Annotated in this window: 23 protein-coding genes and 1 other RNA gene; 13 read left to right on the plus strand and 11 right to left on the minus strand. The window is 63.1% G+C overall.

Going from position 1 to position 25,519, the window contains the following annotated elements; translation table 11 throughout:
* Positions 1-2 precede the first annotated feature (2 nt).
* The 4 genes from thrC to FQ705_RS17795 all read left to right on the plus strand — a co-directional run bounded on the left by thrC (position 3) and on the right by FQ705_RS17795 (position 3,720).
* Positions 3-1,454 (plus strand): threonine synthase, encoded by a 1,452-nt coding sequence (gene thrC / locus FQ705_RS17780; RefSeq protein WP_144143350.1) that lies wholly within the window; start codon positions 3-5, stop codon positions 1,452-1,454.
* A gap of 180 nt (positions 1,455-1,634) precedes the next feature.
* Entirely contained in the window at positions 1,635-2,879 is a 1,245-nt protein-coding gene (glp, locus tag FQ705_RS17785) for a gephyrin-like molybdotransferase Glp (protein WP_144143566.1), read from the plus strand.
* Positions 2,880-2,905: 26 nt separating this feature from the next.
* Positions 2,906-3,163, plus strand: a complete 258-nt coding sequence (moaD, locus tag FQ705_RS17790; RefSeq protein ID WP_144143351.1) for a molybdopterin converting factor subunit 1 — start codon at positions 2,906-2,908, stop codon at positions 3,161-3,163.
* A gap of 80 nt (positions 3,164-3,243) precedes the next feature.
* Entirely contained in the window at positions 3,244-3,720 is a 477-nt protein-coding gene (locus tag FQ705_RS17795; protein ID WP_144143353.1) for a molybdenum cofactor biosynthesis protein MoaE, read from the plus strand.
* A gap of 35 nt (positions 3,721-3,755) precedes the next feature.
* On the opposite strand, the gene FQ705_RS17800 is transcribed toward FQ705_RS17795, so the two are convergent.
* Positions 3,756-4,301 carry a group III truncated hemoglobin gene (locus FQ705_RS17800; protein WP_144143354.1) on the minus strand — a complete coding sequence of 182 codons (546 nt, stop codon included), beginning with the start codon at positions 4,299-4,301 and terminating at the stop codon, positions 3,756-3,758.
* A gap of 303 nt (positions 4,302-4,604) precedes the next feature.
* Between FQ705_RS17800 and FQ705_RS17805 the strand changes: the two genes are divergently transcribed.
* Positions 4,605-5,102, plus strand: coding sequence for an Rrf2 family transcriptional regulator (locus tag FQ705_RS17805; RefSeq protein WP_144143355.1), 498 nt, complete (start codon positions 4,605-4,607; stop codon positions 5,100-5,102).
* A 121-nt stretch (positions 5,103-5,223) separates the two neighbouring features.
* Positions 5,224-7,821: an ATP-dependent chaperone ClpB gene (gene clpB / locus FQ705_RS17810; RefSeq protein ID WP_144143356.1), complete on the plus strand. Its 2,598-nt coding sequence runs from the start codon at positions 5,224-5,226 to the stop codon at positions 7,819-7,821.
* Between the two features lie 108 nt (positions 7,822-7,929).
* On the opposite strand, the gene FQ705_RS17815 is transcribed toward clpB, so the two are convergent.
* Together FQ705_RS17815 and FQ705_RS17820 are read right to left on the minus strand one after the other, a co-directional pair.
* Complete coding sequence (locus FQ705_RS17815; protein WP_144143357.1) at positions 7,930-8,358, minus strand: YidB family protein; 429 nt, start codon at positions 8,356-8,358, stop codon at positions 7,930-7,932.
* A gap of 232 nt (positions 8,359-8,590) precedes the next feature.
* A complete protein-coding gene (locus tag FQ705_RS17820; protein WP_144143358.1) occupies positions 8,591-9,190 on the minus strand; it encodes a ComEA family DNA-binding protein in 600 nt (199 codons plus the stop codon).
* A gap of 323 nt (positions 9,191-9,513) precedes the next feature.
* On the opposite strand from FQ705_RS17820, the gene FQ705_RS17825 reads away from it, so the two are divergent.
* Positions 9,514-10,020: a MerR family transcriptional regulator gene (locus FQ705_RS17825; protein ID WP_144143359.1), complete on the plus strand. Its 507-nt coding sequence runs from the start codon at positions 9,514-9,516 to the stop codon at positions 10,018-10,020.
* Entirely contained in the window at positions 9,972-10,400 is a 429-nt protein-coding gene (locus FQ705_RS17830; RefSeq protein ID WP_144143360.1) for a carboxymuconolactone decarboxylase family protein, read from the plus strand. The genes FQ705_RS17825 and FQ705_RS17830 overlap by 49 nt, the downstream gene beginning before the upstream one ends.
* 128 nt (positions 10,401-10,528) lie before the next feature.
* Here FQ705_RS17830 and FQ705_RS17835 read toward each other — a convergent pair whose 3' ends face one another.
* The 8 genes from FQ705_RS17835 to trxA all read right to left on the minus strand — a co-directional run bounded on the left by FQ705_RS17835 (position 10,529) and on the right by trxA (position 19,440).
* Positions 10,529-11,908 carry an MATE family efflux transporter gene (locus FQ705_RS17835; RefSeq protein WP_144143361.1) on the minus strand — a complete coding sequence of 460 codons (1,380 nt, stop codon included), beginning with the start codon at positions 11,906-11,908 and terminating at the stop codon, positions 10,529-10,531.
* 2 nt (positions 11,909-11,910) lie between these two features.
* On the minus strand, positions 11,911-13,668 hold the full coding sequence (locus FQ705_RS17840; protein WP_144143362.1) for an ArnT family glycosyltransferase: 1,758 nt from the start codon (positions 13,666-13,668) through the stop codon (positions 11,911-11,913).
* A gap of 286 nt (positions 13,669-13,954) precedes the next feature.
* Entirely contained in the window at positions 13,955-14,221 is a 267-nt protein-coding gene (locus FQ705_RS17845) for a type B 50S ribosomal protein L31 (protein ID WP_144143363.1), read from the minus strand.
* A 213-nt stretch (positions 14,222-14,434) separates the two neighbouring features.
* Positions 14,435-15,268 carry a zinc-dependent peptidase gene (locus FQ705_RS17850; protein WP_144143364.1) on the minus strand — a complete coding sequence of 278 codons (834 nt, stop codon included), beginning with the start codon at positions 15,266-15,268 and terminating at the stop codon, positions 14,435-14,437.
* A gap of 15 nt (positions 15,269-15,283) precedes the next feature.
* Positions 15,284-16,840, minus strand: a complete 1,557-nt coding sequence (locus tag FQ705_RS17855; RefSeq protein WP_144143365.1) for an MFS transporter — start codon at positions 16,838-16,840, stop codon at positions 15,284-15,286.
* Positions 16,837-17,388 (minus strand): MerR family transcriptional regulator, encoded by a 552-nt coding sequence (locus FQ705_RS17860; RefSeq protein WP_144143366.1) that lies wholly within the window; start codon positions 17,386-17,388, stop codon positions 16,837-16,839. The genes FQ705_RS17855 and FQ705_RS17860 overlap by 4 nt, the downstream gene beginning before the upstream one ends.
* A 218-nt stretch (positions 17,389-17,606) precedes the next feature.
* Positions 17,607-18,875 (minus strand): transcription termination factor Rho, encoded by a 1,269-nt coding sequence (rho, locus tag FQ705_RS17865; RefSeq protein ID WP_144143367.1) that lies wholly within the window; start codon positions 18,873-18,875, stop codon positions 17,607-17,609.
* 238 nt (positions 18,876-19,113) lie between these two features.
* Positions 19,114-19,440, minus strand: a complete 327-nt coding sequence (trxA, locus tag FQ705_RS17870) for a thioredoxin TrxA (protein WP_035550463.1) — start codon at positions 19,438-19,440, stop codon at positions 19,114-19,116.
* A gap of 444 nt (positions 19,441-19,884) precedes the next feature.
* Between trxA and ffs the strand changes: the two genes are divergently transcribed.
* The 5 genes from ffs to FQ705_RS17895 all read left to right on the plus strand — a co-directional run bounded on the left by ffs (position 19,885) and on the right by FQ705_RS17895 (position 25,467).
* Positions 19,885-19,983: signal recognition particle sRNA small type (ffs, locus tag FQ705_RS17875), an RNA gene on the plus strand.
* 255 nt (positions 19,984-20,238) lie between these two features.
* On the plus strand, positions 20,239-23,028 hold the full coding sequence (gene dnaX, locus FQ705_RS17880) for a DNA polymerase III subunit gamma/tau (RefSeq protein WP_144143368.1): 2,790 nt from the start codon (positions 20,239-20,241) through the stop codon (positions 23,026-23,028).
* 58 nt (positions 23,029-23,086) lie between these two features.
* A complete protein-coding gene (locus FQ705_RS17885; RefSeq protein WP_007182071.1) occupies positions 23,087-23,413 on the plus strand; it encodes a YbaB/EbfC family nucleoid-associated protein in 327 nt (108 codons plus the stop codon).
* A gap of 93 nt (positions 23,414-23,506) precedes the next feature.
* Positions 23,507-24,103, plus strand: coding sequence for a recombination mediator RecR (recR, locus tag FQ705_RS17890; RefSeq protein ID WP_144143369.1), 597 nt, complete (start codon positions 23,507-23,509; stop codon positions 24,101-24,103).
* Between the two features lie 95 nt (positions 24,104-24,198).
* A complete protein-coding gene (locus FQ705_RS17895; RefSeq protein WP_144143370.1) occupies positions 24,199-25,467 on the plus strand; it encodes a CaiB/BaiF CoA transferase family protein in 1,269 nt (422 codons plus the stop codon).
* Positions 25,468-25,519 lie beyond the last annotated feature (52 nt).

Genomic DNA, 25,519 nt, shown 5'->3' on the forward strand with positions numbered 1-25,519 from the left:
CTATGAACTACCTCTCCACGCGCGGCGCCGGAGCCGGCGAACGCCATACCTTTTCCGACATCCTGCTGGGTGGTCTCGCGAAAGACGGCGGCCTGTACCTGCCCGCTGAATACCCGCGCGTCAGCGCCGACGAACTGACGCGCTGGCGCACGCTGCCGTACGCAGACCTCGCCTTCGAAATCCTCTCGAAGTTCAGCGACGACATTCCCACCGAAGACCTGCGCGCGTTGACGCGCAAGACCTACACGGCGGCGACTTACTGCAATGTGCGCGACGACGAAAGCGCCGCGCAGATCACGCCGCTGAAGACGCTCGGCGTCGAGAACGGTGCGCCGTTGTCGCTGCTGGAATTGTCGAATGGCCCGACGCTCGCGTTCAAGGACATGGCGATGCAGTTGATCGGCAACCTGTTCGAGTACACGCTCGCCAAACACGGCGAAACACTGAACATTCTCGGCGCGACCTCGGGCGACACCGGCAGCGCCGCGGAATATGCGATGCGCGGCAAGCAGGGCATTCGCGTATTCATGCTCTCGCCGCACAAGAAGATGAGCGCGTTCCAGACCGCGCAGATGTACAGCCTGCAGGACCCGAACATCTTCAACCTCGCAATTGAAGGCGTGTTCGACGACGCGCAGGACATCGTCAAAGCGGTGTCGAACGATCACGCGTTCAAGGCGAAGTACAAGATCGGTACGGTCAATTCGATCAACTGGGCGCGGGTCGTTGCCCAGGTCGTGTACTACTTCAAGGGCTATTTCGCCGCGACGAAATCGAACGACGAGCGTGTTTCGTTCACGGTGCCGTCGGGCAACTTCGGCAATGTGTGCGCGGGTCACATCGCCCGCATGATGGGTTTGCCGATCGAGAAGCTGGTGGTCGCCACGAACGAAAACGACGTGCTCGACGAGTTCTTCCGCACCGGCATTTATCGCGTGCGCAAGGCGGCTGAGACGTATCACACGAGCAGCCCGAGCATGGACATTTCGAAGGCGTCGAACTTCGAGCGTTTCGTGTTCGATCTGCTCGGCCGCGATCCGGCGCGCGTGCTGCAACTGTTCCGCGACGTCGAGGAGAAGGGCGGTTTCGACCTCGCGGCGAGCGGCGATTTTGCGCGCGTGCAGGAATTCGGTTTCGTCTCGGGCAGCAGCAATCATGAAACGCGCGTGGAGACGATCCGCGACGTGTTCGAGCGCTACGACACGATGATCGACACGCACACCGCCGACGGCCTGAAGGTGGCCCGGGAACATCTGCAAGCGGGTATCCCGATGATCGTTCTGGAGACGGCGCAACCGATCAAGTTCGGCGAAACGATTCGTGAAGCGCTGTTGCGTGAACCGGAGCGGCCGGCTGCGTTCTCCGGGCTCGAGTCGTTGCCGCAGCGTTTCGAAGTGCTGCCGAACGACGCGCAGCGCGTGAAGGACTTCGTGGTCGCGAATACCGGCGAGTAAAGCGTGCGGTGCTGCGTGAGCCGGCGGCTCATGCAGCACCCTCGCTCGCCGCCGTCAGTTGAAAACCCAAAAAATCCCTCCATAACGCACGGCCGCCCAGGCCGACGCCATCGGCCGCTACAATATTCTTTTAACCTGCGGCTTCGACACCCGATGTCCACACCCACGCCCCGCGCGCCGATGCTCGCCACCGCCGAAGCCCTCGCGACCCTGCTGAGCGCCGCGATGCCGATTGCCGGCACAGAATCGATTGCCACACTCGAGGCGCTGAACCGGGTGCTCTCGGCCGACGTCACCTCGCCGCTCGACGTGCCGCCCATGAACACCAGTTCAATGGACGGCTACGCAGTGCGCGTCGCGGACCTGACGGGCGAGGGCACGACCCGGCTGCCGGTCTCGCAGCGCATTCCCGCCGGTCACGCTCCCGAGCCGCTGAAAGCGGGGACGGCCGCGCGCATCTTCACGGGCGCGACGGTGCCGCCCGGCGCGGATGCCGTCGTGATGCAGGAGCAGACCGAGGTCAACGGTGACGCCGTCACGATGCTGCACAGCCCCGAGGCCGGCGAATGGATCACCGCCCAGGGCGCGGACATCCGCAGCGGTTCGGTGATCTTGCCGGAGGGCACGCGGCTCACGCCGCAGGCTTTGGGACTGGCCGCCTCGGTGGGCTGCGCGCAGCTCGAAGTGCGGCGGCGCGTCAAGGTCGCCGTCTTCTTTACCGGCGACGAACTGACCATGCCGGGCGAGCCGCTCAAACCCGGCGCGATCTACAACTCGAATCGCTTTACGCTGCGCGGTTTGCTGGAGAAGCTGGGCTGCGAAGTGACCGACTACGGCAATGTCGTCGACAAGCTCGACGCGACGCGTGCCACCTTGCGCGAGGCGGCTGCGGCGCACGATCTGATTCTGACGTGCGGTGGCGTCTCGGTCGGCGAGGAAGATCACGTCAAGCCCGCCGTGGAAGCCGAAGGGCGGCTCGCGATGTGGCAGATCGCGATGAAGCCGGGCAAGCCGCTGGCATTCGGCGCAGTGCGGCGTGGGGCGGAATCGGCTTCGGCTTCGGCGTCGACCCCAACCTCACCCGAAACCTTCTTCATCGGCTTACCCGGCAACCCGGTTTCCGGCTTCGCCACCTTCCTGCTGTTCGTGCGTCCGTTTATCCTGCGTCTGGCCGGCGTGCAGTCGGTCGCGCCGCGCGCGTTGTCGTTGCGCGCGGACTTCACGCAGAAGAAAGCCGATCGTCGCAACGAATTCCTGCGCGCGCGGATCAATCCGGCGGGCGGGCTCGACCTGTTCCCGAACCAGAGCTCGGCGGTGCTGACTTCTACCGTGTGGGGCGACGGCCTGATCGACAATCCGCCCAATCATGCAATCAGCGCGGGCGAAACCGTGCGCTTTATTCCCTTCTCCGAATTGCTGAACTGAGGCCGGCGAACACCGGCCGCATCCCGATGAAGATCCAACTCCGCTATTTTGCGAGCGTGCGCGAAGCGCTCGAGACCGCCGACGAAACCGTCGATCTCCCCGACGGCATCGCCACCGTCGGCGATGTACGCGCCTGGCTGCGTGTGCGTGGCGGCATCTGGGCCGACACGTTGGCCGAAGGCCGCGCGTTGCGCATGGCCTGCAACCATGTCATGACCGACCCCGGCACCCGTATCACCGAAGGCTGCGAAGTCGCGTTCTTTCCGCCCGTCACCGGCGGCTGATGGACGCGCCGGGCGGCGAGTCGAGCCACGCCGCACTGCAGCGCAACACCGCAACACCGCATAACCGCAAGGAGCCCTTCATGCCCGTTCGCGTCCAGACAGAAGATTTCGACCTCACCGCCGAGGTCGCCGCGTTGCGCGCACGCAATCCGAAGATCGGCGCGGTGGCGTGCTTCGTCGGCACCGTGCGCGACCTGAACGAGGGCAGCGCGGTCGAAGCGATGGAACTCGAACATTATCCCGGCATGACAGAGAAGTCGCTGGAGGCGATTGTCGTGAGTGCGCGCGAACGTTGGCCGGGCATCGAGGTGCTGATCGTGCACCGCGTCGGCAAGCTGTTTCCGCTCGACCAGATCGTGCTGGTCGCGACCACGGCGGCGCATCGCGGGGAGGCCTTTGCGTCGTGCGAATTCGTGATGGACTATCTGAAGAGCGAAGCGCCGTTCTGGAAGAAGGAGAAGACCGAAGCCGGGGAGCGCTGGGTCGACGCCCGCGTCACCGACGACGCCGCGCTGGCCCGTTGGGGCATCGACTCCGGCAATCGAACTGGAGAATAGGCGAGCGTCGGACGGTCGGCGCCGCCCGCATGACTTCACTCGTCCTGCGGCTTGCCGATGATCCGTGTCGGAAACGGCTCGCCGGCCGGCCGAACGGCATGGTGCTCATCGGCATCGTCACGCGGACGCCGTTTCGGCGCGATCCGCTCGAGTAGTGCCTGCTGCTCTGCCGGAATCTTGTAATCCCAGCCGAACCGGCTCAATTGCAGACTCTGCGCGATGCGCAGCGCCGGCTCCATGAAGCGGACCGCCGCAGCGGGCTGATAGCGCGATTCCACCGTATCCAGAAACAGATACAGCCAGCGGCTGAAGTGCTCGGGCTCCACGCCTTCCAGCGGCTGGTGCGCCTGCTGCACGTTGCCGCGATACTGCTTCGCACCGAGCACGAGGCTGCCCCAGAAGACACACATCTTGGGCAGATGATCGTCCCAACGCCCCGCAAGCGTTGCTTCGAAAACCGGGCCGAGCAGCGCATCCGCACGCACGCGGTCGTAAAAACCGTACACGAGATCGCGAATGTTGGCCTCGGTGGGCTCGGCGGCGCGTTCGACGACCGGCGCGGCGGGAAATGGGGGGATCATACGAATTCCAGAAAACGTGGCGATTCAAACCGCATCGCCACATGGCGCCATAAACTGCCGCCCATGACCTCGGATTTCAGCCAGACGAAAAGAACTGGGCGGCAAATACCCGGCTTTTCGTATCAATGGACTTAGCGGGAAAAACGTTACCATTGCTGTCGAAAGACAAACACCGCCTGTCAGCGCAGAATGAGAAACATGCGTAGCGTCCGCATCTTAGGGCGAAGCGACGGCCCCGGCAACCCTTGCCTCGACGCGGTTATCCTCCGGATCGCGGCTTGCGCTCATTGTGACACCTGCGATATGAGACTGACCGACTATACGGATTACTCACTACGCGTTCTGCTATACCTCGCCGTGCGCGGCGAGGGCTTGTCGACGATCCAGGATATTTCGGACGCGTACGGCATCTCCAAGAACCACTTGATGAAAGTCGTCCAGCAACTCGGCGAACTGGGCTGGGTGGAGACCGTACGCGGTCGCAACGGCGGTCTGCGTCTTGCCGAGCGAACCAACGCATTGACGGTCGGCGAGATCGTGCGCGAAACGGAAAGCGACTTCGCGCTGGTCGGCTGCTTCCCGGACGATCAGGGTGAGCGGCGCGCCTGCGTGATTACGCCGCAGTGTCGTTTGCGCGGTGCGCTCGAAGCGGCGCGCAACGCCTTCCTCGCCGAACTCGACCGGCATACCATCGGCGAAGTCGCTCAGCCGCACGGCCCGCTCGCCGCGCTGCTCGGCCTGAACGGCGTGATCCCGATCGTGCCGGAGGCGAGCGCCGGAAGCGCCACCCCGCTCCCCTGAACGGGGCAAGGGCATTCTCTCGCGGCAATTGTTAAAAAGTTGCCGTCGGGGGCAAAAAAGCGCTTGAAACCTGGGTAAAAAGCCTCATTTTGGTGGTAATCGAAAAATTGGAGGTCTCTTGATGAGAATCGACAAGCTCACCACTAAATTCCAGGAAGCACTGGCCGATGCGCAGAGTCTGGCGGTCGGTCGCGACAATCAGTACATTGAACCGGTTCATGTCCTGTCGGCGCTGATCGCGCAGCAGGATGGGTCGGCACGCTCGCTGCTCTCGCGTGCCGGCGTGCATGTCCAGGCGCTGCAAACGGCGCTGGGCGACGCCATCACGCGTTTGCCGCAGGTGCAGGGCACCGACGGCAACGTGCAGATCGGCCGCGAGTTGACGGGTCTGCTGAATCAGGCCGACAAGGAAGCGCAAAAACTCAACGACACGTTCATCGCGAGCGAAATGTTTCTGCTCGCCGTGGCGGACGACAAAGGCGAAGCGGGCCGCCTCGCGCGTCAGCACGGCCTGTCGCGCAAGTCGCTCGAAAGCGCGATCGTCGCCGTGCGCGGTGGCTCCCAGGTGCACAGCCAGGACGCCGAAAGCCAGCGCGAGGCGCTGAAGAAATACACCGTCGACCTGACCGAGCGCGCGCGCGCCGGCAAGCTCGACCCCGTGATCGGCCGCGACGACGAAATCCGTCGCTCGATCCAGATCCTGCAGCGCCGTACCAAGAACAACCCGGTGCTGATCGGCGAGCCGGGCGTGGGTAAGACCGCGATCGTCGAAGGTCTGGCGCAACGTATCGTCAACGGCGAAGTGCCGGAAACGCTCAAGGGCAAACGCGTCCTGTCGCTGGATATGGCGGCGCTGCTTGCCGGAGCCAAGTATCGCGGCGAGTTCGAAGAACGCCTGAAGGCCGTGCTGAGCGACATCGCCAAAGACGAAGGACAAACCATCGTCTTCATCGACGAAATTCATACGATGGTCGGCGCGGGCAAGGCCGAAGGCGCGATGGACGCGGGCAACATGCTCAAGCCGGCGCTCTCGCGCGGCGAACTGCATTGCGTGGGCGCTACCACGCTCGACGAATACCGCAAGTACATCGAGAAGGACGCCGCGCTCGAACGTCGCTTCCAGAAGGTGCTGGTCGATGAACCGTCGGTCGAAGCGACCATCGCGATCCTGCGTGGCTTGCAGGAAAAGTATGAGCTGCACCATGGCGTCGATATCACCGACCCGGCGATCGTCGCGGCGGCGGAGTTGTCGCATCGCTACATCACGGATCGTTTCCTGCCGGACAAGGCCATCGACCTGATCGACGAAGCTGCGTCGAAGATCAAGATGGAAATCGACTCGAAGCCCGAAGAGATGGATCGGCTCGATCGTCGTCTGATCCAGTTGAAGATCGAACGCGAAGCCGTCAAGAAGGAAAAGGACGAAGCATCGCAAAAGCGTCTGCAACTGATCGAAGAGGAAATCGAGCGCCTGAATCGCGAATATTCGGACCTCGAAGAAATCTGGACCGCGGAAAAAGCGGCGGTGCAGGGCAGCGCGCAGTTGAAGGAAGAGATCGAGAAAACCCGTGCTGAAATCACGCGTTTGCAGCGTGAAGGCAAGCTCGAGAAGGTCGCCGAATTGCAGTACGGCAAGCTGCCGGGTCTCGAAGCGCAACTGAAGGAAGTGACGCAGGCCGAAGCGAAGGAGCAGAACAATCCGACGCGTCCGCGTTTGCTGCGCACGCAGGTCGGTGCGGAAGAAATCGCGGAAGTCGTGTCGCGTTCCACCGGCATTCCGGTCTCGCGCATGATGCAGGGCGAGCGTGAAAAGCTGCTGCAGATCGAAGAGAAGTTGCACGCTCGCGTGGTCGGTCAGGACGAGGCGATCACTGCGGTGGCCGATGCGATCCGCCGCTCGCGTGCGGGTCTGTCGGATCCGAATCGTCCGTATGGTTCGTTCCTGTTCCTCGGCCCGACCGGTGTCGGCAAGACCGAGTTGTGCAAGGCGCTCGCATCGTTCCTGTTCGATTCGGAAGATCATCTGATCCGGATCGACATGAGCGAATTCATGGAGAAGCATAGCGTCGCGCGTTTGATCGGCGCACCGCCGGGATACGTCGGTTACGAAGAAGGCGGGTATCTGACCGAAGCCGTGCGTCGCAAGCCGTACAGCGTGATTCTGCTCGACGAAATCGAGAAGGCGCATCCGGACGTGTTCAACGTGCTGCTGCAGGTGCTCGACGACGGCCGTATGACCGACGGCCAGGGCCGTACCGTGGACTTCAAGAACACGGTGATCGTGATGACCTCGAATCTCGGTTCGCAGGTGATCCAGGCGATGGTCGGCGAGCCGCAGGAAGCGGTCAAGGACGCGGTTTGGGAAGAGGTGAAGCTGCACTTCCGGCCCGAGTTCCTGAACCGGATCGACGACGTCGTGGTGTTCCACGCACTCGACCGCTCGAACATCCAGTCGATCGCGCGGATTCAGCTGCAACGTCTGCATGAGCGGCTTGCCAAGCTCGACATGCAGCTGGAAGTATCGGACGAAGCGCTCGCGCACGTCGGCAAGGTCGGCTACGATCCGCTGTTCGGTGCGCGTCCGTTGAAGCGCGCGATCCAGCAGGAGATCGAGAATCCAGTGGCCAAGCTGATTCTGGCGGGCAAGTTTGGTCCGAAGGACGTGATTCCGGTGGAATTAGACGACGGCAAGCTGGTGTTCGAACGCGTCGTGCATTAAGCACAGACGGCGAATCGGCCGGGGTTCAATCTAGCACCGGTCGAGAAGCAAAAACGGCAACGAAGGCGACTTCGTTGCCGTTTTTTTTCGCCTGCGCGAAACTTTTTTTCAGGCGTTGCCCTTGCCGAACAGCGATGCCAGACCGCCGAGCGCGCCGAGCACGGTCGTCGAATTCAGTTTGCCTTCGGCGGGCACTTCGCCCTCTGGCGTTGCCGCGTTGACGACGTGCGGCAGAATCTGCGACAGCAGGCCGGTGACCTGGTCCGGTTGCACGCCGGCTTTCGCGGCGAGGTTCGTGACGGTGTCCGAGCCGAGCACGCCATGCAGCGCGTCGGCCGAGATCGGCTGGTTATCGCCATTGCTGACCCACGAGGTCACGACGTCGCCGAGACCTTTTTCCTTGAAGCGCTCGATCAGGCCGTTCAACCCGCCCGGCTGGCTATTCACGAATTCGAGTGCGGCGGAAACCATGGCTTGCTGGCCACCGCCTTCAGGCGATTTGCCAACCAGGGAACCGATAGTGTCGAGTAGGCTCATGACGCTCTCTCTCTTGAGTGCCGACGCGTGCTCGACGGGTCGGCGGGTGAAAACGCCGCGCGGTTGCGCGGCGCCGTGGACGGACGGCAGACGGCAGCAGGCGGCACGGATGGATGCATGGCGTGGAAGCCGCGCGCACATCGATAGGCCGGTTATGCTGTCGACGCTCGATCCTGTTTCGTACTCCGTTTCAATCTCGTTTCAATCTTGCTGGCTACGACATTTCGTCGTGTCACGCACCGCCCGAGGCCGCCGCTGCCGATGCGGCCTTGCTCTTCTTCGCTTTCTTCTTCGAAGCCTTGGTGCCGGACGCATCCGCCGGCGCTGCCGCAGCCGTCGTGGCCGGTGCGGACGCCGCCGCCGCCGCCGCGTCGGACGCGGCCTTGCTCTTCTTCTTCGACTTCGACGCCTTCGCGCCGGAAGCCTCGGCTGGCGCAGCCGGTGTCGTGGCCGCCGTGGTGGCCGGCGCGGGCGTAGCGGCCGCTGGCGCGGCTGCCGGGGCCGCCTTGGTGCTTGCTGTGCTGCTGGACTTGGCGGCCGGCTTGACGCCCGTCGGCGGCGCGGAGGAGCCGTTGATCGTCAACCCGGCTGCTTCGAGATTGCTGACCGATTTGGTGCCGATGCCTTTGACGCGCGTAGCGAGGTCGCCCGCATCTTTGAATGGGCCATTTTTGGTGCGTTCGTCGATGATCGCTTTCGCATGGACCGGGCCGATGCCCTTGACCGATTCGAGCGCCGCCTGATCGGCGGAGTTCACTTCGACGGCCGCCGCGAATCCGGCCGACAGCGACAAAGCCAAAGCAACGCAAAGCATTAAAAGCTTCTTCAGCATGGCAAGCACTCCATTGAGGGCGAAAAAGTTAGCCGCAAAAAAGACAAACTCAAAACAACTCGGAACCACGCACCTTGTCAGCGGGCGCTGCGCTTAAGCATAGGACAAATTGCGCGCCCTTATTTGCGACTGCCGACGATTTATACCGATCGATTCATGACAAGTAAATCAGCGTGGACAATATTTAAACCTTTTGCCTGGCGATTAGGCTGTTATGAGTTTATCGGTCAATGCAAGCCGCCATAAAAAATGACAAAGCAGACAAATGACAACACCACGCGCTTGACTTAGAGTGCACTCGAAGTCCTAACCTGAGTTCTGTCATGTCGAAACTGTCACACGCACTCACCATCGGGCAGGTTGCCGGGACGATCGGCGTCTCCACGCACACGTTGCGCTATTACGAACAGGCCGGGTTGATCCGGGCGGTCGGGCGGACGCAGGCAGGGCATCGCCTGTACTCGCCCGCCGATCTCGACTGGCTGCAGTTCGTGATGCGACTGAAGGCGACCGGTATGCCGATCGCCGGCATGCAGGCGTTCGCGGCGTTGCGCACGGAAGGCCAGCCTACCGTCGGGGCGCGTCGGGACATGCTGGTGGCGCATCGGGACGCGGTTTTGGCGCGGATCGCCGAGTTGCAGGTGAACCTCGGCGCGATCGTCGACAAAATCGCGTACTACGAACGGGAGGCGGCGCAGCAGGCCGTCGCCGGGTGCCATTCGACAGGACAGATCGACGACACCTCGTCGCATCCCCATTCGGAAAAGGAAAAGGACTCGCCATGGACCACGCAGAAAACGACCGCTACACCCGAGGCTGGGACAAGCTGAAGGAAATCGACGGCTCGGCCGGCGAACAGGTGATTGCGGCGCTTGCGCCGATTGCGCCGGATTTCGCGCGTCTGCTGATCGAGTTCGGTTTCGGCGATATTTATAGCCGCTCGCAACTGGATCTGCGCAGCCGTGAAATCGCGACGATTGCGTCGCTTGCCACACTCGGCTGCGCACAGCCGCAGTTGAAAGTGCATATCGAAGCGGCATTGAACGTCGGCTGTACGCGCGAGGAAATCGTCGAGGTGTTTATGCAGATGGCGCTTTATGCGGGCTTTCCGGCCGCGTTGAATGCGCTGTTTGCCGCCCGCGAGATTTTCGAGCGCCATGATCGGGCGGCGAGCGACAGTTCGCTGACGGAAGAGGCGCAAGCGGCGTGATGGCTGCGGAGTAGGGTGGTGGAAGAGCGGTTGCATTGCGCAGCCGCTTTTTTGTTGATTGGAATGCAACTAACGGCCGGTTGAACCGAGTCACTTCGACAGTATGCCGTGACGACCTGGCGCCTGTTTCAAGCCGCGGAATCCAAAGGACGTCCCGTATCCGCGCGTAAGTAGCGCTTGCTCACATGCCGCCAGTAAATCAGCAAGCCGATGCCCGCAATCGCCAGACTCGCCGTATTCGCGACCCAGAAGCCACGCGCGCCGGTCAACCAGACGGGCACACCGCCGCCGATATCGAAGCCCAGCAAATAGCCGCCGCCGAGCCCGACGCCCCACAGCGCGACGGCATAAATCACCGTCGGCACGACCGCCACCTTGTAGGCGCGCAGCACGAACGCGGTGGTGATCTGCAAGGCGTCGAACAGGTGGTAGCAGACGACGATCAGCACCAGGGGCATGGCCGCCGCCACGACCTGCGCATTCGGCGTGTAGCCCTCGATCACATACGGCCGCAGGACCAGCACGATCGCGCCGTAGCAGCAGGCGATCGTCACGGCCATCATGATGCCGTGACGCGACAGCGTACGCGCCGCTTCGGGACGGTGCGCGCCGAGCGCCTGGGCGACCAGAGTAGATGAAGCAATGCCGATCGACAGCGGCGTCATGTACAGCACTGCGCCGATATTGCCGGCGATCTGATGCCCGGCGAGCGTCGTCGTGCCGAAGCGCGCAATGAAGAGCGCCATGAACGTGTACGACGTCACTTCGATCAGATACGACAGGCCCATCGGGATGCCCAGCCGCAGTTGCGCCGCCTGACGCCGCCACACCGGCCAGCAGAAGCGTCCGAAGACCCCGAACGGTCTGAACAGATCGACGCGCGTGAGCAGCACCATGCCGACCACGGCGAGCGTCCAGTTGATCATCGTGCTGGCCAGCGCGCAACCCGGCCCGCCGAGCGGCGGCACGCCGAATCCACCGAATATGAACCACGTATTGAGCGGCACCTTGATCAGCAATGCACCGACTTGCAGGATCATCACGAGGCGCGGCTGACCAACCGCGTTGCTGATCGAACTGTAGACGCGAAACGCAAGACCGGCCGGCAGGCCGAACGCCAGAATCCGCAGATACGCGACCGTGCGCTCATGCAGCGCCTCGGGCACGCGCGCGACTTTCAGCATCGGGCCGGGAAAGTACAGAATCAGCGAGCCGATCACGGTCAGCGCGAGAGCCAGCCATAAGGCCTGGCGAACTTCCTCGCCGATCTCGGCGTAGCGGCGTGCGCCGTAGAGTTGCGCGGTGATCGGTTGCAGCGCGGTCAGAATACCGGTCAGCCCGATGTAGACGGAGATGTAGATCGACGAACCCAGGCCGAGCGCGGCCAGATCGACGGCTGAAAAACGGCCGACCATGGCGGTGTCGATCACGCCGAACGCGATGATCGCCAGTTGGCCGATCAACACCGGCCAGGCGAGGCCGGCGATTTTCCGTACGTCGGCGAACATGGTCAGTCGGACTTCTTGTGCCAGCCGCGACGTTTGACGACCGGCGGCTTCGGCCGGTCGATGCGCACATACAAACGGAAGCGCTCGTCACGGTCGGCGACGCGGCGGCCTTCCCAGACCATCTTCCAGATGTAGTCCGGCATCGAACTCGGATCGCCGTAGTCTTGCGAGTCTTGCCGCAGGATCACGTCGCAGTCGTCGTTGAACGAGAAGTGCATGTCGCCGAAATAGGCGAACGTGGCGATCTGCGCATTGCCGAGGCGCACCGGCGAGATGCAGGTGTAGTCGTCGGGCAAATGGCTCGCGATCTGTTCGGCGACGTCCTTATAGGTCCGGCTGTAGTTGACGACCGGCAGCCACAGCGTCATCAGCAGCACCCACATCAGGGTCGTGCCGGCGCTCGAGAGCACCACGCTGCGCCACAGCACCTTCGGGTGACGCGCGAGGCGCCAGCGCACCAGCACGAACCAGCACACCGTGACGGCCACCGCGCAGACGAACGAGAGGATCTTGAATTGCGGCGCGAAACCCGGCGCCAGACGCGCGAGGTTGCGCGCGAGCGGATGCGGAAAACCCGTCAACCCGGCCACGTACACGAGCCAGACGAAACTGCCGAGGATCGTGAAGCTCAGGAGCGCGAACCAGTCGATCGCATTGATCGCGCCGCGCTTGAGCGTGGGCAACGCGAAAGCGGCGAGCACCGCGAGCGGCGGCAGCAACAGCATGTAAAGCCGGTTCGACTGATGGCTTTGCAGGACCACCAGCACCAGCAGCGGTCCGATCACCGAGAGCGGAATCGCTACGTGCGGCGCGCGCCGCAGGCCCGACCAGCTGAACCATGCCCAGATCGCGAGCGGCCAGGCCGGCCACGTGAAGAGCGGGAGGTTTTTCAGCGCGTAGGCCGTGACCGAGCCCGGCGGCCCGGCAAACGAACTCAGGCTGACGTGGAGCCATTGATTCAGATACCAGACGGCGTCGTCGGGAAAAGTCGCGAGGGCGGCGACGGGCCACGAGATCGACAGCGCAAGTGCGACCGGCAGGCCGGCGAGCAGCAGCCAGCGCGAGCGCACCTGGCGCACGATCAGCGTCATGGCAAGCGTGCCGAGCAGCAGCGCACCGACCAGCACCGGACTGCTGGCGAGCGTGACGAAGCCGATCGCGCCGCCCCAGATCACCGCACCCTGGATCGGCTTGTCCATCATGCGCACGAGCCCGTACACCAGCATGGCGATGCCGACGAACTGCGCGAGTTGCGGGGTGGTCTCGTGACCGCGTTCGGCGAGGCCAAAGCAGGCCAGCAGGATCAGCAGCGCGCCGTCGGCGAGAGTGCGGCCGTAGTCGCGCGGCTCCGGTTCGCCGCCGAACGCGTATTTGAACGGTTGCACTTCGGCGCGGCGGCCGAGCAGGTAGGCGGCATACCAGACGAACGCGCAGCCCGCGCAGAACAGCAGGCCGGTGAAGACGCGCGAGGCGTTGCTCGCATCGACCCACGGCGCGAGCGCGCGGATCGCGCCGGCGCCCAGCCAGTAGCCGAGCGGGCCGTCTTCCGTCATGTATTTGCCGACCAGATTCGGCAGCATCCAGTCGTGGGCGCCGCCCTTGGCCATGGTCCACATGACACCGAAGCCGGCTGCGTCCTCGTTCTTCCACGGATCGCGGCCGAAAAGTCCGAACGATGCGTAGACGATACAGATGGTCAGCAGTAGCCAGCGCGGCAATGCACTGGTCGCTGAGGCAGTGAGGCGAACGGCAGGTCTCATGCGGTGTGTGGATATTGGATAAGCGGTGCAGCCGGGGCCGGACGGCTAGTCCGGCTGGAATGGCCAATCTGGAGCATCCGGCATTGTAGTCGTGCCGTACGATGCGCGTCACGGCCGGTAACGGCGCGCAACGTAGTCGGGAAAGCTGTAACAGGGCGACGCCCGGGTCGCGCACTCAGCGTGCGGTGCCGGGCAAGCGTCGCGAGGCAGGCGACAAAAAAGGGCAGCTCGCGCTGCCCTTTTTTTGTTGCTTCGTGGCTGGCCAAAGCCGGCGACGATGCGGGTATTACTTTGCTGCTGCCTTGCCGGTAGCGCGCGTGCCGAACTTCTTGTTGAACTTCTCGACGCGGCCTGCCGTGTCCATGATCTTTTGCTGGCCGGTGTAGAACGGATGCGATTCCGACGACACTTCGATCTTGGCGAGCGGGTAGGTCTTGCCGTTGAATTCGCCAGTTTCACGCGTGTTGATGGTCGAGCGCGTCACGAACTTGAAGTCGATCGACATGTCGACGAACAGGACTTCGCGGTAATCCGGGTGAATGCCTTCTTTCATGATCTTTCCTTTAATCTGGCGGTAGCCAACCCGCGTGCGGCCGCTGTTGAGCGCGAACCGCATCTAGGCGCGAGCCACTTGCCTGTGGTCGAAAAACGGCGATTATGCCAGAAAATCAGTCGCTTGACGACTTTTGTGCGAGCTTTTTGCCTGGTTTCAGACGTGTCATTGGGCGATAGCAGCTCGAACGGAGGGACGGGACGCCTCAGCCCGTCAACCCGGCGCGAAGCTCAACCCGACCCGCGCCGGGTCTTGCCGGTAAAAGTGCGCGAGAAGGCGATAAAGCTCCGGATACTCAGCCTCGAACGCCTTCGGCTTGACGAACAGCGCCTCGCTGCAAACGGCAAAAAATTCCGATGGATGGTCGGCGGCGTAGGGATCGATCAGCGAGTCGCGCTCGAAACGCGCCCAGCGGCGCTCCGGCACCGCGTCGACCCTCGCGCAGAAGTGGTCGTAGGCGTGATCGAACACGTCGGCCCATCGTTGCGAGTCGAGCGGCGCGTGCCAGCGGCGCATGAGCGGCGGGTGGCCGTCCGCGTCGCCGCTCAGCATGTCGATCTTGTGGGCAAATTCGTGAATCACGACGTTATAGGCGTCCGCGCCGTCCGTCATCTGCGCGTCTTCCCACGACAACACCACCGGGCCGCCTTCCCAGGCCTCGCCGCTCGCGTCCTGTTCCACCTCGTGCACCACACCGTCTTCGTCCTCGACGGTCTTGCGGATCACGAATTCGCCCGGATAGACGATCACGCCGACCCAGCCGCGATACAGATCGAGGCTCAGATTCAGCACCGGCAAGCAGGCCTGGGCGGCGATGCCGACGGTCATCGCGTCGGTGAGTTCGAGTTCATGTGCAGTCGAAAATTCCTTTTGCGCGATGAACAGGCTGGTCAGTTCGCGCAGCCGCTCGAGTTCGGGTGCGTCGAGATGGGCGAGGAACGGCAGGCCTTCCAGTGTGGCCTGCCAGAGGGCGTCGTCGATGGCGTAGTCGCGCAGCGCACGGTCGCGGCGGCGCGTGCCCAGCCAATGAGTGAGTTTCGAGAGCATGGCTTGATGAAACCCCTAGTCGATCTGTTTTTGCCACGCGGCAAACAGGCCGCCGCAGACGGCGATGCCGATCAGGAAGTAGAAACCGTCCAGCGAGCTGAGGAAGCTGGCCTGCTGGGCAACCGTGCGGCTGATTTGCACGATCGCGAGCGAGTGAGCCTCGGACGGCGAGCGGCCGGCGGCGGCAAAGCTTCGTGTGAGCGCGGCGAGCGAGTTCTGGAATATCGGATTGTACGGATTCACGAACTCGGCGAGGCGAGATTCGTGCAGCGCCTGCCGATGCTGCTCGACGATGATGACGGACGCGGTCGCAAACGAGATCGTCAGTTGCCGCACGATGTTTTTCAGGCGATAGCCGTGCGTGAATTCCTCGATCGCAAAGATTCTGAAGGTGAGATTGGCGACCGGCAGCACGATGAACAGCAGGAGCAGCCCGCGCAACAGCAGCGGCACGACTAGCGCGGCCTCGCCGACGCCCGGCGACATACGCGTCATCCATGCCGCCGCGAACGCCGCCACCGCGAAGCCGGGCACGATGATCCACTTTTTGCGCGGCAGCAGCTTCGCGTAACGCAGATAGACGAAGAGGGCGCTCGCCGAAATCAGCGATGTCACGCCGACCAGTTGCCCGGTGTTTTCGACCGGATAACCGAGGCCGCCTTCGAGGAAGCGCGAGATCAGATAGCTGAAGACCGTCGAGATGAAGTAATAGAAGACGTACAGGACGAGGCCAGCCTGGAAAACTTTCTCGCGCAACGCATGCAGACGCATCAGCGGCGAAGGATGATGCCATTGCTGATAAGCAAACCAGCCGAGCGCGACGAGGCCGGCCGCCGTCAGCAGAATCAGCCCCGGCGACGCGCTGAACAACTGGAAGCGCACCTGCTGCATGACGATCTGCAGCGCGCCTTGTGCGAAGGCGAACACGATGTACGGCCAGAAATGCGCTGAACCGCGTTCCTCGGGCAGGCGGTTGCCGGCGTCGGGCAGCGTGAGGAAGGCCGCCAGGGCGAACAGTGCGCCGACGGGCGCCGTGCACATGAACAAGGCGCGCCAGTCGAAATGCGCGACGAGTTGCCCGCCGATCAGCGGCGCGAGCGCGCTGCTCAATACGATCAGAACGAGAAACGCGCGAATTGCCCCCGGGCGGCGCTGTGGCCCAAAGCTCATCTGAATCAGAATGCGGCAGGTGCCCATCATCGGGCCGATGAAATAGCCTTGAAAACCGCGCGCGAAAGCGAGTTCGATCGACGATTCGCTCAGCGCCGCCGCTACCGCGCCGGCGGAATAGAGGAGCATGCAGCCCGCCACATAGCGACGGTAACCGAAGCGCTCGACCCACCACTCCTGCTGGAGAATCCCCAGCACGGCGGCGACCGCATAGGCGCTCGACGCCCACACGAGTTCATCGGGCGACGCGTTCAGGCCGCCGGCGATATAGCTCGTAAAGAAGGAGAAAATCGCGTTGTCGAAGTAATCGAGACCGGTGACGACCGCCAGCACCCAGGGAAAGAAGTCGCCGCGCAGTTTGTCGGCGCTGAACAGTGGGATACGGGACGAGCCGGCGTTCATGCGGATTCGTCCGGCGTGGCTTCGTCCGGCTTGGCGTTGGTGCTTTTTTTACCTCGTTTTGCCGGCGATTTCCCTACCAATGCGGCATGCGCATTGCGGCGCTGTTCAAGCAGGGCGTCGGCGTTCTCGCCGGCCAGGCGTCGTGCGAGGTAATCGAGGTCGGGGCTCAGTTCGGCGCGTATCTTTTGCGCCTCCTTGAGTTCGCGACGCATGGCTTCGATGCGCGCGTCGAGCGCCTCGACCTGTTGCCCGATAGCGTCGTGAATCTGCCGTAGCGATTCCTTCGAAAAACGATGGCCGCCGTCGACCGGCTCGAGTGGACGCTTGAGCATCTCGGTGATGCCGTGCAGCGAAAAACCGAGCGAGCGCAATCGCAGAATGCGGCCGAAGCGCTTCAGGTCTTCCTCGTCGTAGAGGCGGTAGCGGCCCTCGCTGCGCGAAGGCGACACGAGGCCGCGTTCCTCGTAGTATTTCAGCGTGCGCGGCGTGACGCCGAGACGTTCGGCCGCATCGCGCACGGTTAGCAGAGTGGGTGAGTCCTTCGACATGGACGTTCTCAAGCATTGCAGACAAGCGTCGCATTGTACTCCAACGTGTACGTTCACGTACATGTTGGCGAACGCGATGGCTCTGGCGGGATCGTATGCGGCAGCGCCGGCGGGCTAGCAACGGACGAAAAAAAGCCGCTCGTGGTAGCGAGCGGCTTTTCCATGTGATGCGTTTGGTGAGGCCAGGGCAGCTTCGTGGACAGAGGCCTTCTTAAGCTTTAGCTGCCGCCGCCGCGACGCATCATGTCGAAGAACTCGGAGTTGCTCTTCGTCTGACGGATCTTGTCGAGCAGGAATTCCATCGATTCGACTTCGTCCATGTCGTGAATGAACTTGCGCAGCACCCAGATCTTTTGTAGGACTTCGGGCTTGATCAGCAGTTCTTCGCGGCGCGTGCCGGACTTGTTCAGGTTGATCGACGGATAGACGCGCTTTTCAGCAAGACGACGTTCCAGGTGCACTTCCATGTTGCCGGTGCCCTTGAACTCTTCGTAGATCACGTCGTCCATACGGCTGCCGGTTTCGATCAGCGCCGTACCGATGATGGTCAGTGAGCCGCCTTCTTCGATATTGCGCGCGGCGCCGAAGAAGCGCTTCGGACGTTGCAGCGCGTTGGCGTCGACACCACCCGTCAGCACCTTGCCCGAGGCCGGCACGACCGTGTTGTACGCACGCGCGAGACGCGTGATCGAGTCCAGCAGAATCACCACGTCGTTCTTCATTTCGACGAGGCGCTTGGCTTTTTCGATCACCATTTCGGCGACCTGGACGTGACGCGCGGCCGGTTCGTCGAACGTGGAGGCGATCACTTCGCCTGCCACCGAACGCTGCATTTCCGTCACTTCTTCAGGGCGTTCGTCGATCAGCAACACGAACAGCACCACGTCGGGGTGGTTCTGCTTGATGGCATGAGCGATGTGCTGAAGCATCACGGTCTTGCCGGACTTCGGCGACGCCACCAGCAGGCCGCGCTGGCCCTTGCCGATCGGCGCGATCATGTCGATGATGCGGCCCGTGACGTTTTCTTCGCCACGCATTTCACGTTCGAGCAGCAGCACCTTGTTCGGGTGCAGCGGCGTCAGGTTTTCGAACATGATCTTGTGCTTCGAGGCTTCCGGCGGCTGGCCGTTGACCTTGTCCACCTTGACCAGGGCAAAGTAGCGCTCGCCGTCTTTCGGCGTGCGGACTTCGCCTTCGATCGTGTCGCCCGTATGCAGGTTGAAGCGGCGGATTTGCGACGGGCTGATATAAATATCGTCCGTGCTGGCGAGGTACGAGGTTTCCGGAGAACGCAGGAAACCGAAGCCGTCGGGCAGCACTTCGAGAGTGCCGTCACCGAAGATCGTATCGCCTGTTTTGGCGCGTTTTTTTAGAATGGCGAACATCAATTCCTGCTTGCGCAGGCGGTTCGCACTTTCGATCTCGAGGCCATTGGCCATCTCGATCAATTCAGACACGTGCTGAGTCTTAAGCTCGGATAAATGCATACGGAGAACCCGCGGGAGAAGGTGCGACGAAATGAAATCTGGGAGGAGAGTGAGCGGAACCGCTCAAGGACTTACACGTCTTTTCGACGTTTTGCGGATTCTAGCATAGCACACGCCAATTTCCGTCAGTGCGACGGGATGGCATCTTTCTTGTTGAGCGTGTTGCCGGTTGACAACACGCTCAACCCGGCGCGCTCACGAGTCTGGAGAGACCCGCGCGAGCGCCGATGCGACCGTTTTACAGGTTGCCGTCGAGGAACGCGGTGAGTTGCGACTTCGACAGTGCGCCGACCTTCTGGGCGGCAACTGCGCCATTCTTGAAGAGGATCAGCGTGGGGATGCCGCGCACGCCGAACTTGACCGGCGTCGATTGATGTTCGTCGACGTTGATCTTGGCGATTTGCAGGCGATCGGCGTAATCCTTCGCGACTTCGTCGAGGATCGGCGCGATCATCTTGCACGGACCGCACCATTCAGCCCAGAAGTCGAGCAGCACGGGTTTATCGGATTTCACGACGTCCTGTTCGAACGATGCGTCGCTAATATGCTTGATGTTTTCGCTCATTGTATGAATACCTCTATCGGTTCGAGGCCCGCCTGAATTGCTCGCCACGATACGTCAAAACCTAAGGAAACTTCCGTTCGCTTTGCCGCAAGCGGAGTCTTGCCAGCGTTCGTCAAAACAGGGTGAAACCGTTTTGGCCAAATGCGGGAAGGCTCGCGTTTGCGGGTCATCCGTACGGCAGTTTAGCTTAATTCGCTATGCGTTGCCGGGGGCGATAGTACTCATCAGGGGCAGTGGGGCCAAGGTCTGCCGATGAAGTGCCACCGTGTTTCATCCATCACGACATGCCGTATCTGGTGGCGCGGCGAACAAACTCAAGTGCCCTGCAAACGGATCGGCGGCATCGCCGGCTATATGGTGCAGAAGACGCGATTCGGTGGGCCGTGGCAGCTTTGCTCGTATTAACAGTCGCACAACGGGCCAAGCGATGATAGAATGTTTCGTGACGGGCCTCCTCGCATGGAGGGATGGTCAACCTGGTCAGGTCGGGAACGAAGCAGCCACAGCCGTTTTCCACCAGTGCCGAGGGTCAGGCTCGTCACCTTCCTCTTTCTGCTTTCTTCAGCAGCGCTTTAGCAGCATGTGTCCGCTGCAGCACCCACCTCCTGTTTTACCCCTGGCGTGTCGTGACGACTCGTTGGCTCGACGCAGCGCGCGGCGTTTGTCACGCATGGCGCTCACGCACCCCGTCTATTTTTTTCTATCGGTTCAGTAGCCTGTTTCAATGAGGCAGGACGATGCGTTCGCAGGCCGCCTCGATTCGGTTTTGCGCGCCATTGTTACTGATACAATTTCCGGATGACCTATCAAGTTCTCGCACGCAAATGGCGGCCGAAGGATTTCGCTTCGCTCGTCGGACAGGAGCACGTGGTGCGCGCGCTCACGCACGCGCTCGACGGCGGCCGTCTGCACCACGCCTATTTGTTTACCGGTACGCGCGGCGTCGGCAAGACCACGCTTTCGCGCATTTTCGCCAAGGCGCTGAATTGCGAAACTGGCGTGACCTCCACGCCGTGCGGCGTATGCCGGGCGTGTCGCGAGATCGACGAAGGGCGCTTTGTCGACTACGTCGAGATGGACGCGGCGAGTAATCGCGGTGTCGATGAAATGGCCGCGCTGCTGGAGCGCGCGGTGTACGCGCCGGTGGATGCCCGCTTCAAGGTCTACATGATCGACGAAGTGCACATGCTCACGAACCACGCCTTCAACGCAATGCTGAAGACGCTGGAAGAACCGCCCGCGCACGTCAAGTTCATTCTCGCCACGACCGATCCGCAGAAGATTCCGGTGACCGTACTGTCGCGCTGCCTGCAGTTCAATCTGAAGCAGATGCCGGCCGGCCATATCGTTTCGCATCTCGAGCATATTCTCGGCGAAGAGAAGGTGCCGTTCGACGCCCAGGCGCTGCGCCTTCTGGCGCGTGCCGCCGACGGTTCGATGCGCGACGCGCTCTCGCTGACCGATCAGGCGATCGCCTATTCGGCCAATCAGGTCAATGAAGAAGCCGTTCGCGGCATGCTCGGCGCACTCGATCAGAGTTACCTGATTCGCTTGCTCGACGCGCTCGCGGACGGCGACGGCGCCGCCGTGCTCGCGGTGGCCGACGAAATGGCATTGCGCAGTCTTTCTTTTTCGACGGCTTTACAGGATCTGGCAAGTCTGCTGCATCGGGTTGCGTGGGCGCAATTCGCGCCGTCGTCGGTGCTCGACGAGTGGCCGGAAGCGGGCGATCTGCGTCGTTTCGCCGACGCACTGAGCGCTGAGCAGGTGCAACTGTTCTATCAGATCGCGACGATCGGCCGGAGCGAGCTGGGTCTTGCACCGGACGAATACGCCGGCTTCACGATGACCTTGCTGCGCATGCTGGCGTTTGAACCGGCGCCGACTGGCGGGGGTGGTGGCGCGGCGGGTTCGGGGCGTCCGGGTGGGCAGATTGGAGCGGGTGGTGCTGGCGGCGCGAAGCGCGCCGGTGCGCCGGTCGTGGCGGCACAGAACAGTGTTGCCGGTGCGCCGGTCGTGGCGGCACCGAATAATGTTGCCGTTGCGCCGGTCGTGGCGGCACAGAATCGTGCGTCGAGTGCGCCGGTCGGAGCGACTCAGAATAGCGCTTCGGGTGCGTCAGTCGCGGCCGCGCCGTCGGTGGTCGAGCGAGAAGCGGCGAGCGCTCCTGCTGCGCCTGTTCGCGAGGCAACTCGGACTGCTGAGATCGAAGAAGCGCCGATGCAAGCGTCCGTCGCTCAAGCCGTGCCCGTCGCTGAGTCGATGCCGGTGGCAACCGAGGCAGATTCGGCGTCGGAGTCTTTCGGCGAAAATGCGAACGCCGCTGCAAAGTCCGAAGCTGAAACAATTGCCTCGGTGTCCGCTGTCGCCGCTACTCATGAAGCCGTTCTCGAAGCCACAGCAGATGTTGAAGCAGCCAGCCCAGTTGCATCGTCGTCCAACGCAACCGCGGCACAGCCCTTGGCCCCATGGGACGACGCGCCCGCCGAAGCGACTACCGACGAACGTTCCTTAGCCTCCGCGACGGACAACCCAGCGCCCGCATCCTCGCTTACGGCACCGGCCGCGGCCGCACAAGCGCGCGCTGAAGAAGCCGCACCCGTCGCACCCGTCGCCGCACAGCAACCGCCGCCAGCCGCCGAGGTCCCGTCGCGTCGTGCGGGCGGTGCGAGCGCCGCGCTCGACGTCCTGCGCAGCGCGGGTTTGAAAGTGTCGTCGGATCGTGGCCGCGCTGCCGCAGCCGCCGTCGCGCCGGCCACGCCGAAACCCGCCGTACCCCGCGTAGTCGTGCCGGTGCCGACCCCTGGTGCTCCCCGTCGCGCACCGCAGGACGCTGCGCCGGGTTCATCCGCAGCACCAGCCGCTCGCCCCGCCGCAGCCCCAGCCGCAGCCGCAGCCGCAGCCCCAGCCCCAGCCCCAGCCCCAGCCGCAGCGCCCCAGCGCAACAGCCCCGAGCAAAACGGCGCATCGCCGCCGCCGTGGGACGACATGCCGCCCGACGACTACATGCCGATCTCGACCTCGGACGACGGCTATTACGGCCCGCCCGACGACAGCTACATGCCGGTCTTCGACAGCGGCCCCGACGACGTTCGCGTAAAGTCCGCGTCCGCACCGCAACCGGCGCCCGCGATCGACAGGCGTCCGCTGCCGCCCGTCATACCGCTCGATGCACTGGGTTTCACGGGCGACTGGCCCGCGCTTGCCGTCGACCTGCCGCTCAAGGGCATCTCATATCAGCTCGCCTTCAACAGCGAACTGATGGCGCTAGAAGGCAACACGCTCAAGCTGAACGTGCCGGTGCCGCAGTACGCGGAAGCCTCGCAGGTCGCTAAACTGAAAACCGCGCTCGCCGACAAGCTCGGCCGGGTGGTCGAGGTGCTGGTCGACGTCGGTCCGGCCCGCCGCACCGCCGCCGCGCACGACACCGCCCAGCGCGCGCAACGTCAGCAGGAAGCGGAGCGCGAGATCGGCGCGGACCCGTTCGTGCAGTCGCTGATTCGCGAGTTCGGCGCGAGCATCGTGCCCGGCTCGATTCGCCCGATTTCCCCTGACGCCGGCCCTGGTGGCGCGCCGTCGGTCCACTGATTCGCGGCGCGCGAGCGCCCGATAGACGAATTTCACGCTATCAAGAAGGAGCATGTCCATGATGAAAGGTCAACTCGCCGGGCTGATGAAGCAAGCCCAGCAGATGCAGGAAAACATGAAGAAGATGCAGGAGCAACTCGCTCTGATCGAAGTCGAGGGCCAGTCGGGCGCCGGTCTCGTGAAGGTGACGATGACCTGCAAGAACGACGTGCGCCGTGTCTCGATCGACCCGAGCCTGCTCGCCGACGACAAGGACATGCTGGAAGACCTCGTCGCCGCTGCGTTCAACGACGCCGTGCGCAAAGCCGAAGCCACCGCCCAGGAAAAAATGGGCGGCATGACATCGGGGCTGCCGCTGCCGCCGGGCTTCAAACTGCCGTTCTAATCGACGCGCCGCAAGGCGAGGCCTGCGCTGCGGCAACGATTGCCGCAGCGCGGTCCGACACTCTCCGCATTCCCCACTTCGACGCCGATCCGCATGAAACAACCTTCCGCCTTGTCGGCGCTCGTCGAAGCGCTGCGCGCGCTGCCCGGTGTCGGGCCGAAGTCCGCGCAACGCATGGCGTACCACCTGATGCAGCACGATCGCGACGCCGCCGAGAAACTCGGCCGTTCGTTGTTGTTCGCGACCGAGCATCTGCAGCACTGCGAGAAGTGCAACACCTTTACCGAAGCGCAGATCTGCGAAGTCTGTCTGGACGAAGAGCGCGATCCGGCCTTGCTGTGCGTCGTAGAGACGCCGGCCGACCAGATCATGCTCGAGCAGACCCTGACTTATCGCGGCCTTTATTTCGTGCTGATGGGCCGGCTCAGTCCGCTTGACGGCATCGGCCCGAAAGAGATTCATTTCGACCGGCTGGTCAGGCGCGCGACGGATGGTGTCGTCAAGGAAGTCGTGCTCGCCACCAATTTCACCAACGAAGGCGAGGCTACCGCGCATTACCTCGGGCAGACGCTCAAGGCACGCGGCCTCTCGGTCACACGCCTCGCGCGCGGTGTGCCGGTGGGCGGCGAACTCGAATATGTCGACGCCGGCACGATCGCCCGCGCGATGCTCGACCGTCGTTCGATGTAACGCTTCCACGCACGAGCTCGCCGGCCCTCAGCGGCTGAGCGCAGCTGCCAATGTTGGGCGCCGGGCGCGCGCCACGAACCGAAGAGAGGAGACACATGAGCGTCACCCCCGAATCAGGCACGAGCGCCGCGCCTAAGGACGCCGCCGACACCGCCGCCACGTCCGGCAAAGCCGGCCCGCTCGCCGGCGTCAAGGTGCTGGAGTTGGGCACGTTGATCGCCGGCCCGTTCGCCGCGCGCTTTCTCGGCGAGTTCGGCGCCGACGTCATCAAGATCGAAGATCCCAGGGGCGGCGATCCGCTGCGCAAATGGCGCAAGCTCTATCCCGAAGTCGGCGGCACCTCGCTGTGGTGGGCCGTACAGGCGCGCAACAAGAAATCCGTCACGATCAATCTGAAGGCCGAAGAGGGCAAGGAAATCGTGCGGCGTCTCGCGAAAGAAGCGGATATCGTCGTCGAAAATTTCCGGCCGGGATTACTGGAGAAACTCGGGCTCGGTTATGACGTGTTGTCCGCGGAGAACCCTGGGCTCGTGATGGTGCGTCTGTCCGGCTATGGGCAGACCGGGCCGTATCGCGACCGGCCGGGCTTCGGTGCGATCGCCGAATCGATGGGCGGCTTGCGTCACATCACCGGTTATCCGGATTTGCCGCCGCCGCGCATCGGCATTTCGATCGGCGATTCGATCGCGGCACTGCACGGCGTGATCGGCGCGCTGATGGCGCTGCATCACAAGCAGGTGAACGGCGGCAAAGGGCAGGTGGTGGATGTCGCGTTGTACGAGGCCGTCTTCAACATGATGGAGAGCGTGGTGCCCGAATACGGCGTGTACGGCATGGTGCGCGAGCGCACTGGCGCGTCGCTGCCCGGCATCGTGCCGTCGAATACCTATCCGTGCCGCGACGGCAGCATCGTGATCGGCGGCAATAGCGATCCGATTTTCAAACGCCTGATGATGGCGATCGGGCGCGACGACCTCGCGAACGATCCCGGCCTCGCGCACAACGACGGTCGCGTGCCGCGCACCGAGGAAATCGACGGCGCGATCGCGGCCTGGCTCGCCACGCGCACCATCGACGAAGCGCTCGATGTGCTGAACGCCGCCGACGTGCCGGTGGGCCGCATCTTCAGCGTGGCCGATATGTTCACCGATCCGCAGTTCATGGCGCGCCAGATGATCCAGCGCTTCAAATGGCAGGACGGTCAGGAAATCACGCTGCCGGGCGTGACGCCGAAGCTGTCGGCAACCCCGGGCGAGACGCGTTGGCTCGGCCCCGAACTGGGTGAACATACCGATGAAGTCCTGCAATCGCTAGGTTATGATGCTGACGACATTGCAAGGTTGCACGCGCAACAGATCGTCTGACTGAGCGCGTGTGGCGGGGCACCGTGGCGCCGACGAGCGTCGCGGTAAAAAA

It is taken from the genome of Paraburkholderia sp. BCC1884, assembly GCF_900996225.1.
Taxonomy (GTDB): Bacteria; Pseudomonadota; Gammaproteobacteria; order Burkholderiales; family Burkholderiaceae; genus Paraburkholderia.

Bases quoted from the DNA above. Each gene is read 5' to 3' on its own strand.
- FQ705_RS17850 (WP_144143364.1), bottom strand. From the start codon at position 15,268: ATGCTCTCGAAACTCACTCATTGGCTGGGCACGCGCCGCCGCGACCGT.
- FQ705_RS17855 (WP_144143365.1), bottom strand. From the start codon at position 16,840: ATGAACGCCGGCTCGTCCCGTATCCCACTGTTCAGCGCCGACAAACTG.
- thrC (WP_144143350.1), top strand. From the start codon at position 3: ATGAACTACCTCTCCACGCGCGGCGCCGGAGCCGGCGAACGCCATACC.
- dnaX (WP_144143368.1), top strand. From the start codon at position 20,239: ATGACCTATCAAGTTCTCGCACGCAAATGGCGGCCGAAGGATTTCGCT.
- recR (WP_144143369.1), top strand. From the start codon at position 23,507: ATGAAACAACCTTCCGCCTTGTCGGCGCTCGTCGAAGCGCTGCGCGCG.
- FQ705_RS17840 (WP_144143362.1), bottom strand. From the start codon at position 13,668: ATGAGACCTGCCGTTCGCCTCACTGCCTCAGCGACCAGTGCATTGCCG.
- FQ705_RS17805 (WP_144143355.1), top strand. From the start codon at position 4,605: ATGAGACTGACCGACTATACGGATTACTCACTACGCGTTCTGCTATAC.
- FQ705_RS17860 (WP_144143366.1), bottom strand. From the start codon at position 17,388: ATGTCGAAGGACTCACCCACTCTGCTAACCGTGCGCGATGCGGCCGAA.
- moaD (WP_144143351.1), top strand. From the start codon at position 2,906: ATGAAGATCCAACTCCGCTATTTTGCGAGCGTGCGCGAAGCGCTCGAG.
- FQ705_RS17815 (WP_144143357.1), bottom strand. From the start codon at position 8,358: ATGAGCCTACTCGACACTATCGGTTCCCTGGTTGGCAAATCGCCTGAA.
- FQ705_RS17795 (WP_144143353.1), top strand. From the start codon at position 3,244: ATGCCCGTTCGCGTCCAGACAGAAGATTTCGACCTCACCGCCGAGGTC.
- FQ705_RS17830 (WP_144143360.1), top strand. From the start codon at position 9,972: ATGGACCACGCAGAAAACGACCGCTACACCCGAGGCTGGGACAAGCTG.
- glp (WP_144143566.1), top strand. From the start codon at position 1,635: ATGCTCGCCACCGCCGAAGCCCTCGCGACCCTGCTGAGCGCCGCGATG.
- FQ705_RS17800 (WP_144143354.1), bottom strand. From the start codon at position 4,301: ATGATCCCCCCATTTCCCGCCGCGCCGGTCGTCGAACGCGCCGCCGAG.
- rho (WP_144143367.1), bottom strand. From the start codon at position 18,875: ATGCATTTATCCGAGCTTAAGACTCAGCACGTGTCTGAATTGATCGAG.
- FQ705_RS17895 (WP_144143370.1), top strand. From the start codon at position 24,199: ATGAGCGTCACCCCCGAATCAGGCACGAGCGCCGCGCCTAAGGACGCC.
- FQ705_RS17885 (WP_007182071.1), top strand. From the start codon at position 23,087: ATGATGAAAGGTCAACTCGCCGGGCTGATGAAGCAAGCCCAGCAGATG.
- FQ705_RS17845 (WP_144143363.1), bottom strand. From the start codon at position 14,221: ATGAAAGAAGGCATTCACCCGGATTACCGCGAAGTCCTGTTCGTCGAC.
- trxA (WP_035550463.1), bottom strand. From the start codon at position 19,440: ATGAGCGAAAACATCAAGCATATTAGCGACGCATCGTTCGAACAGGAC.
- clpB (WP_144143356.1), top strand. From the start codon at position 5,224: ATGAGAATCGACAAGCTCACCACTAAATTCCAGGAAGCACTGGCCGAT.
- FQ705_RS17825 (WP_144143359.1), top strand. From the start codon at position 9,514: ATGTCGAAACTGTCACACGCACTCACCATCGGGCAGGTTGCCGGGACG.
- FQ705_RS17835 (WP_144143361.1), bottom strand. From the start codon at position 11,908: ATGTTCGCCGACGTACGGAAAATCGCCGGCCTCGCCTGGCCGGTGTTG.
- FQ705_RS17820 (WP_144143358.1), bottom strand. From the start codon at position 9,190: ATGCTGAAGAAGCTTTTAATGCTTTGCGTTGCTTTGGCTTTGTCGCTG.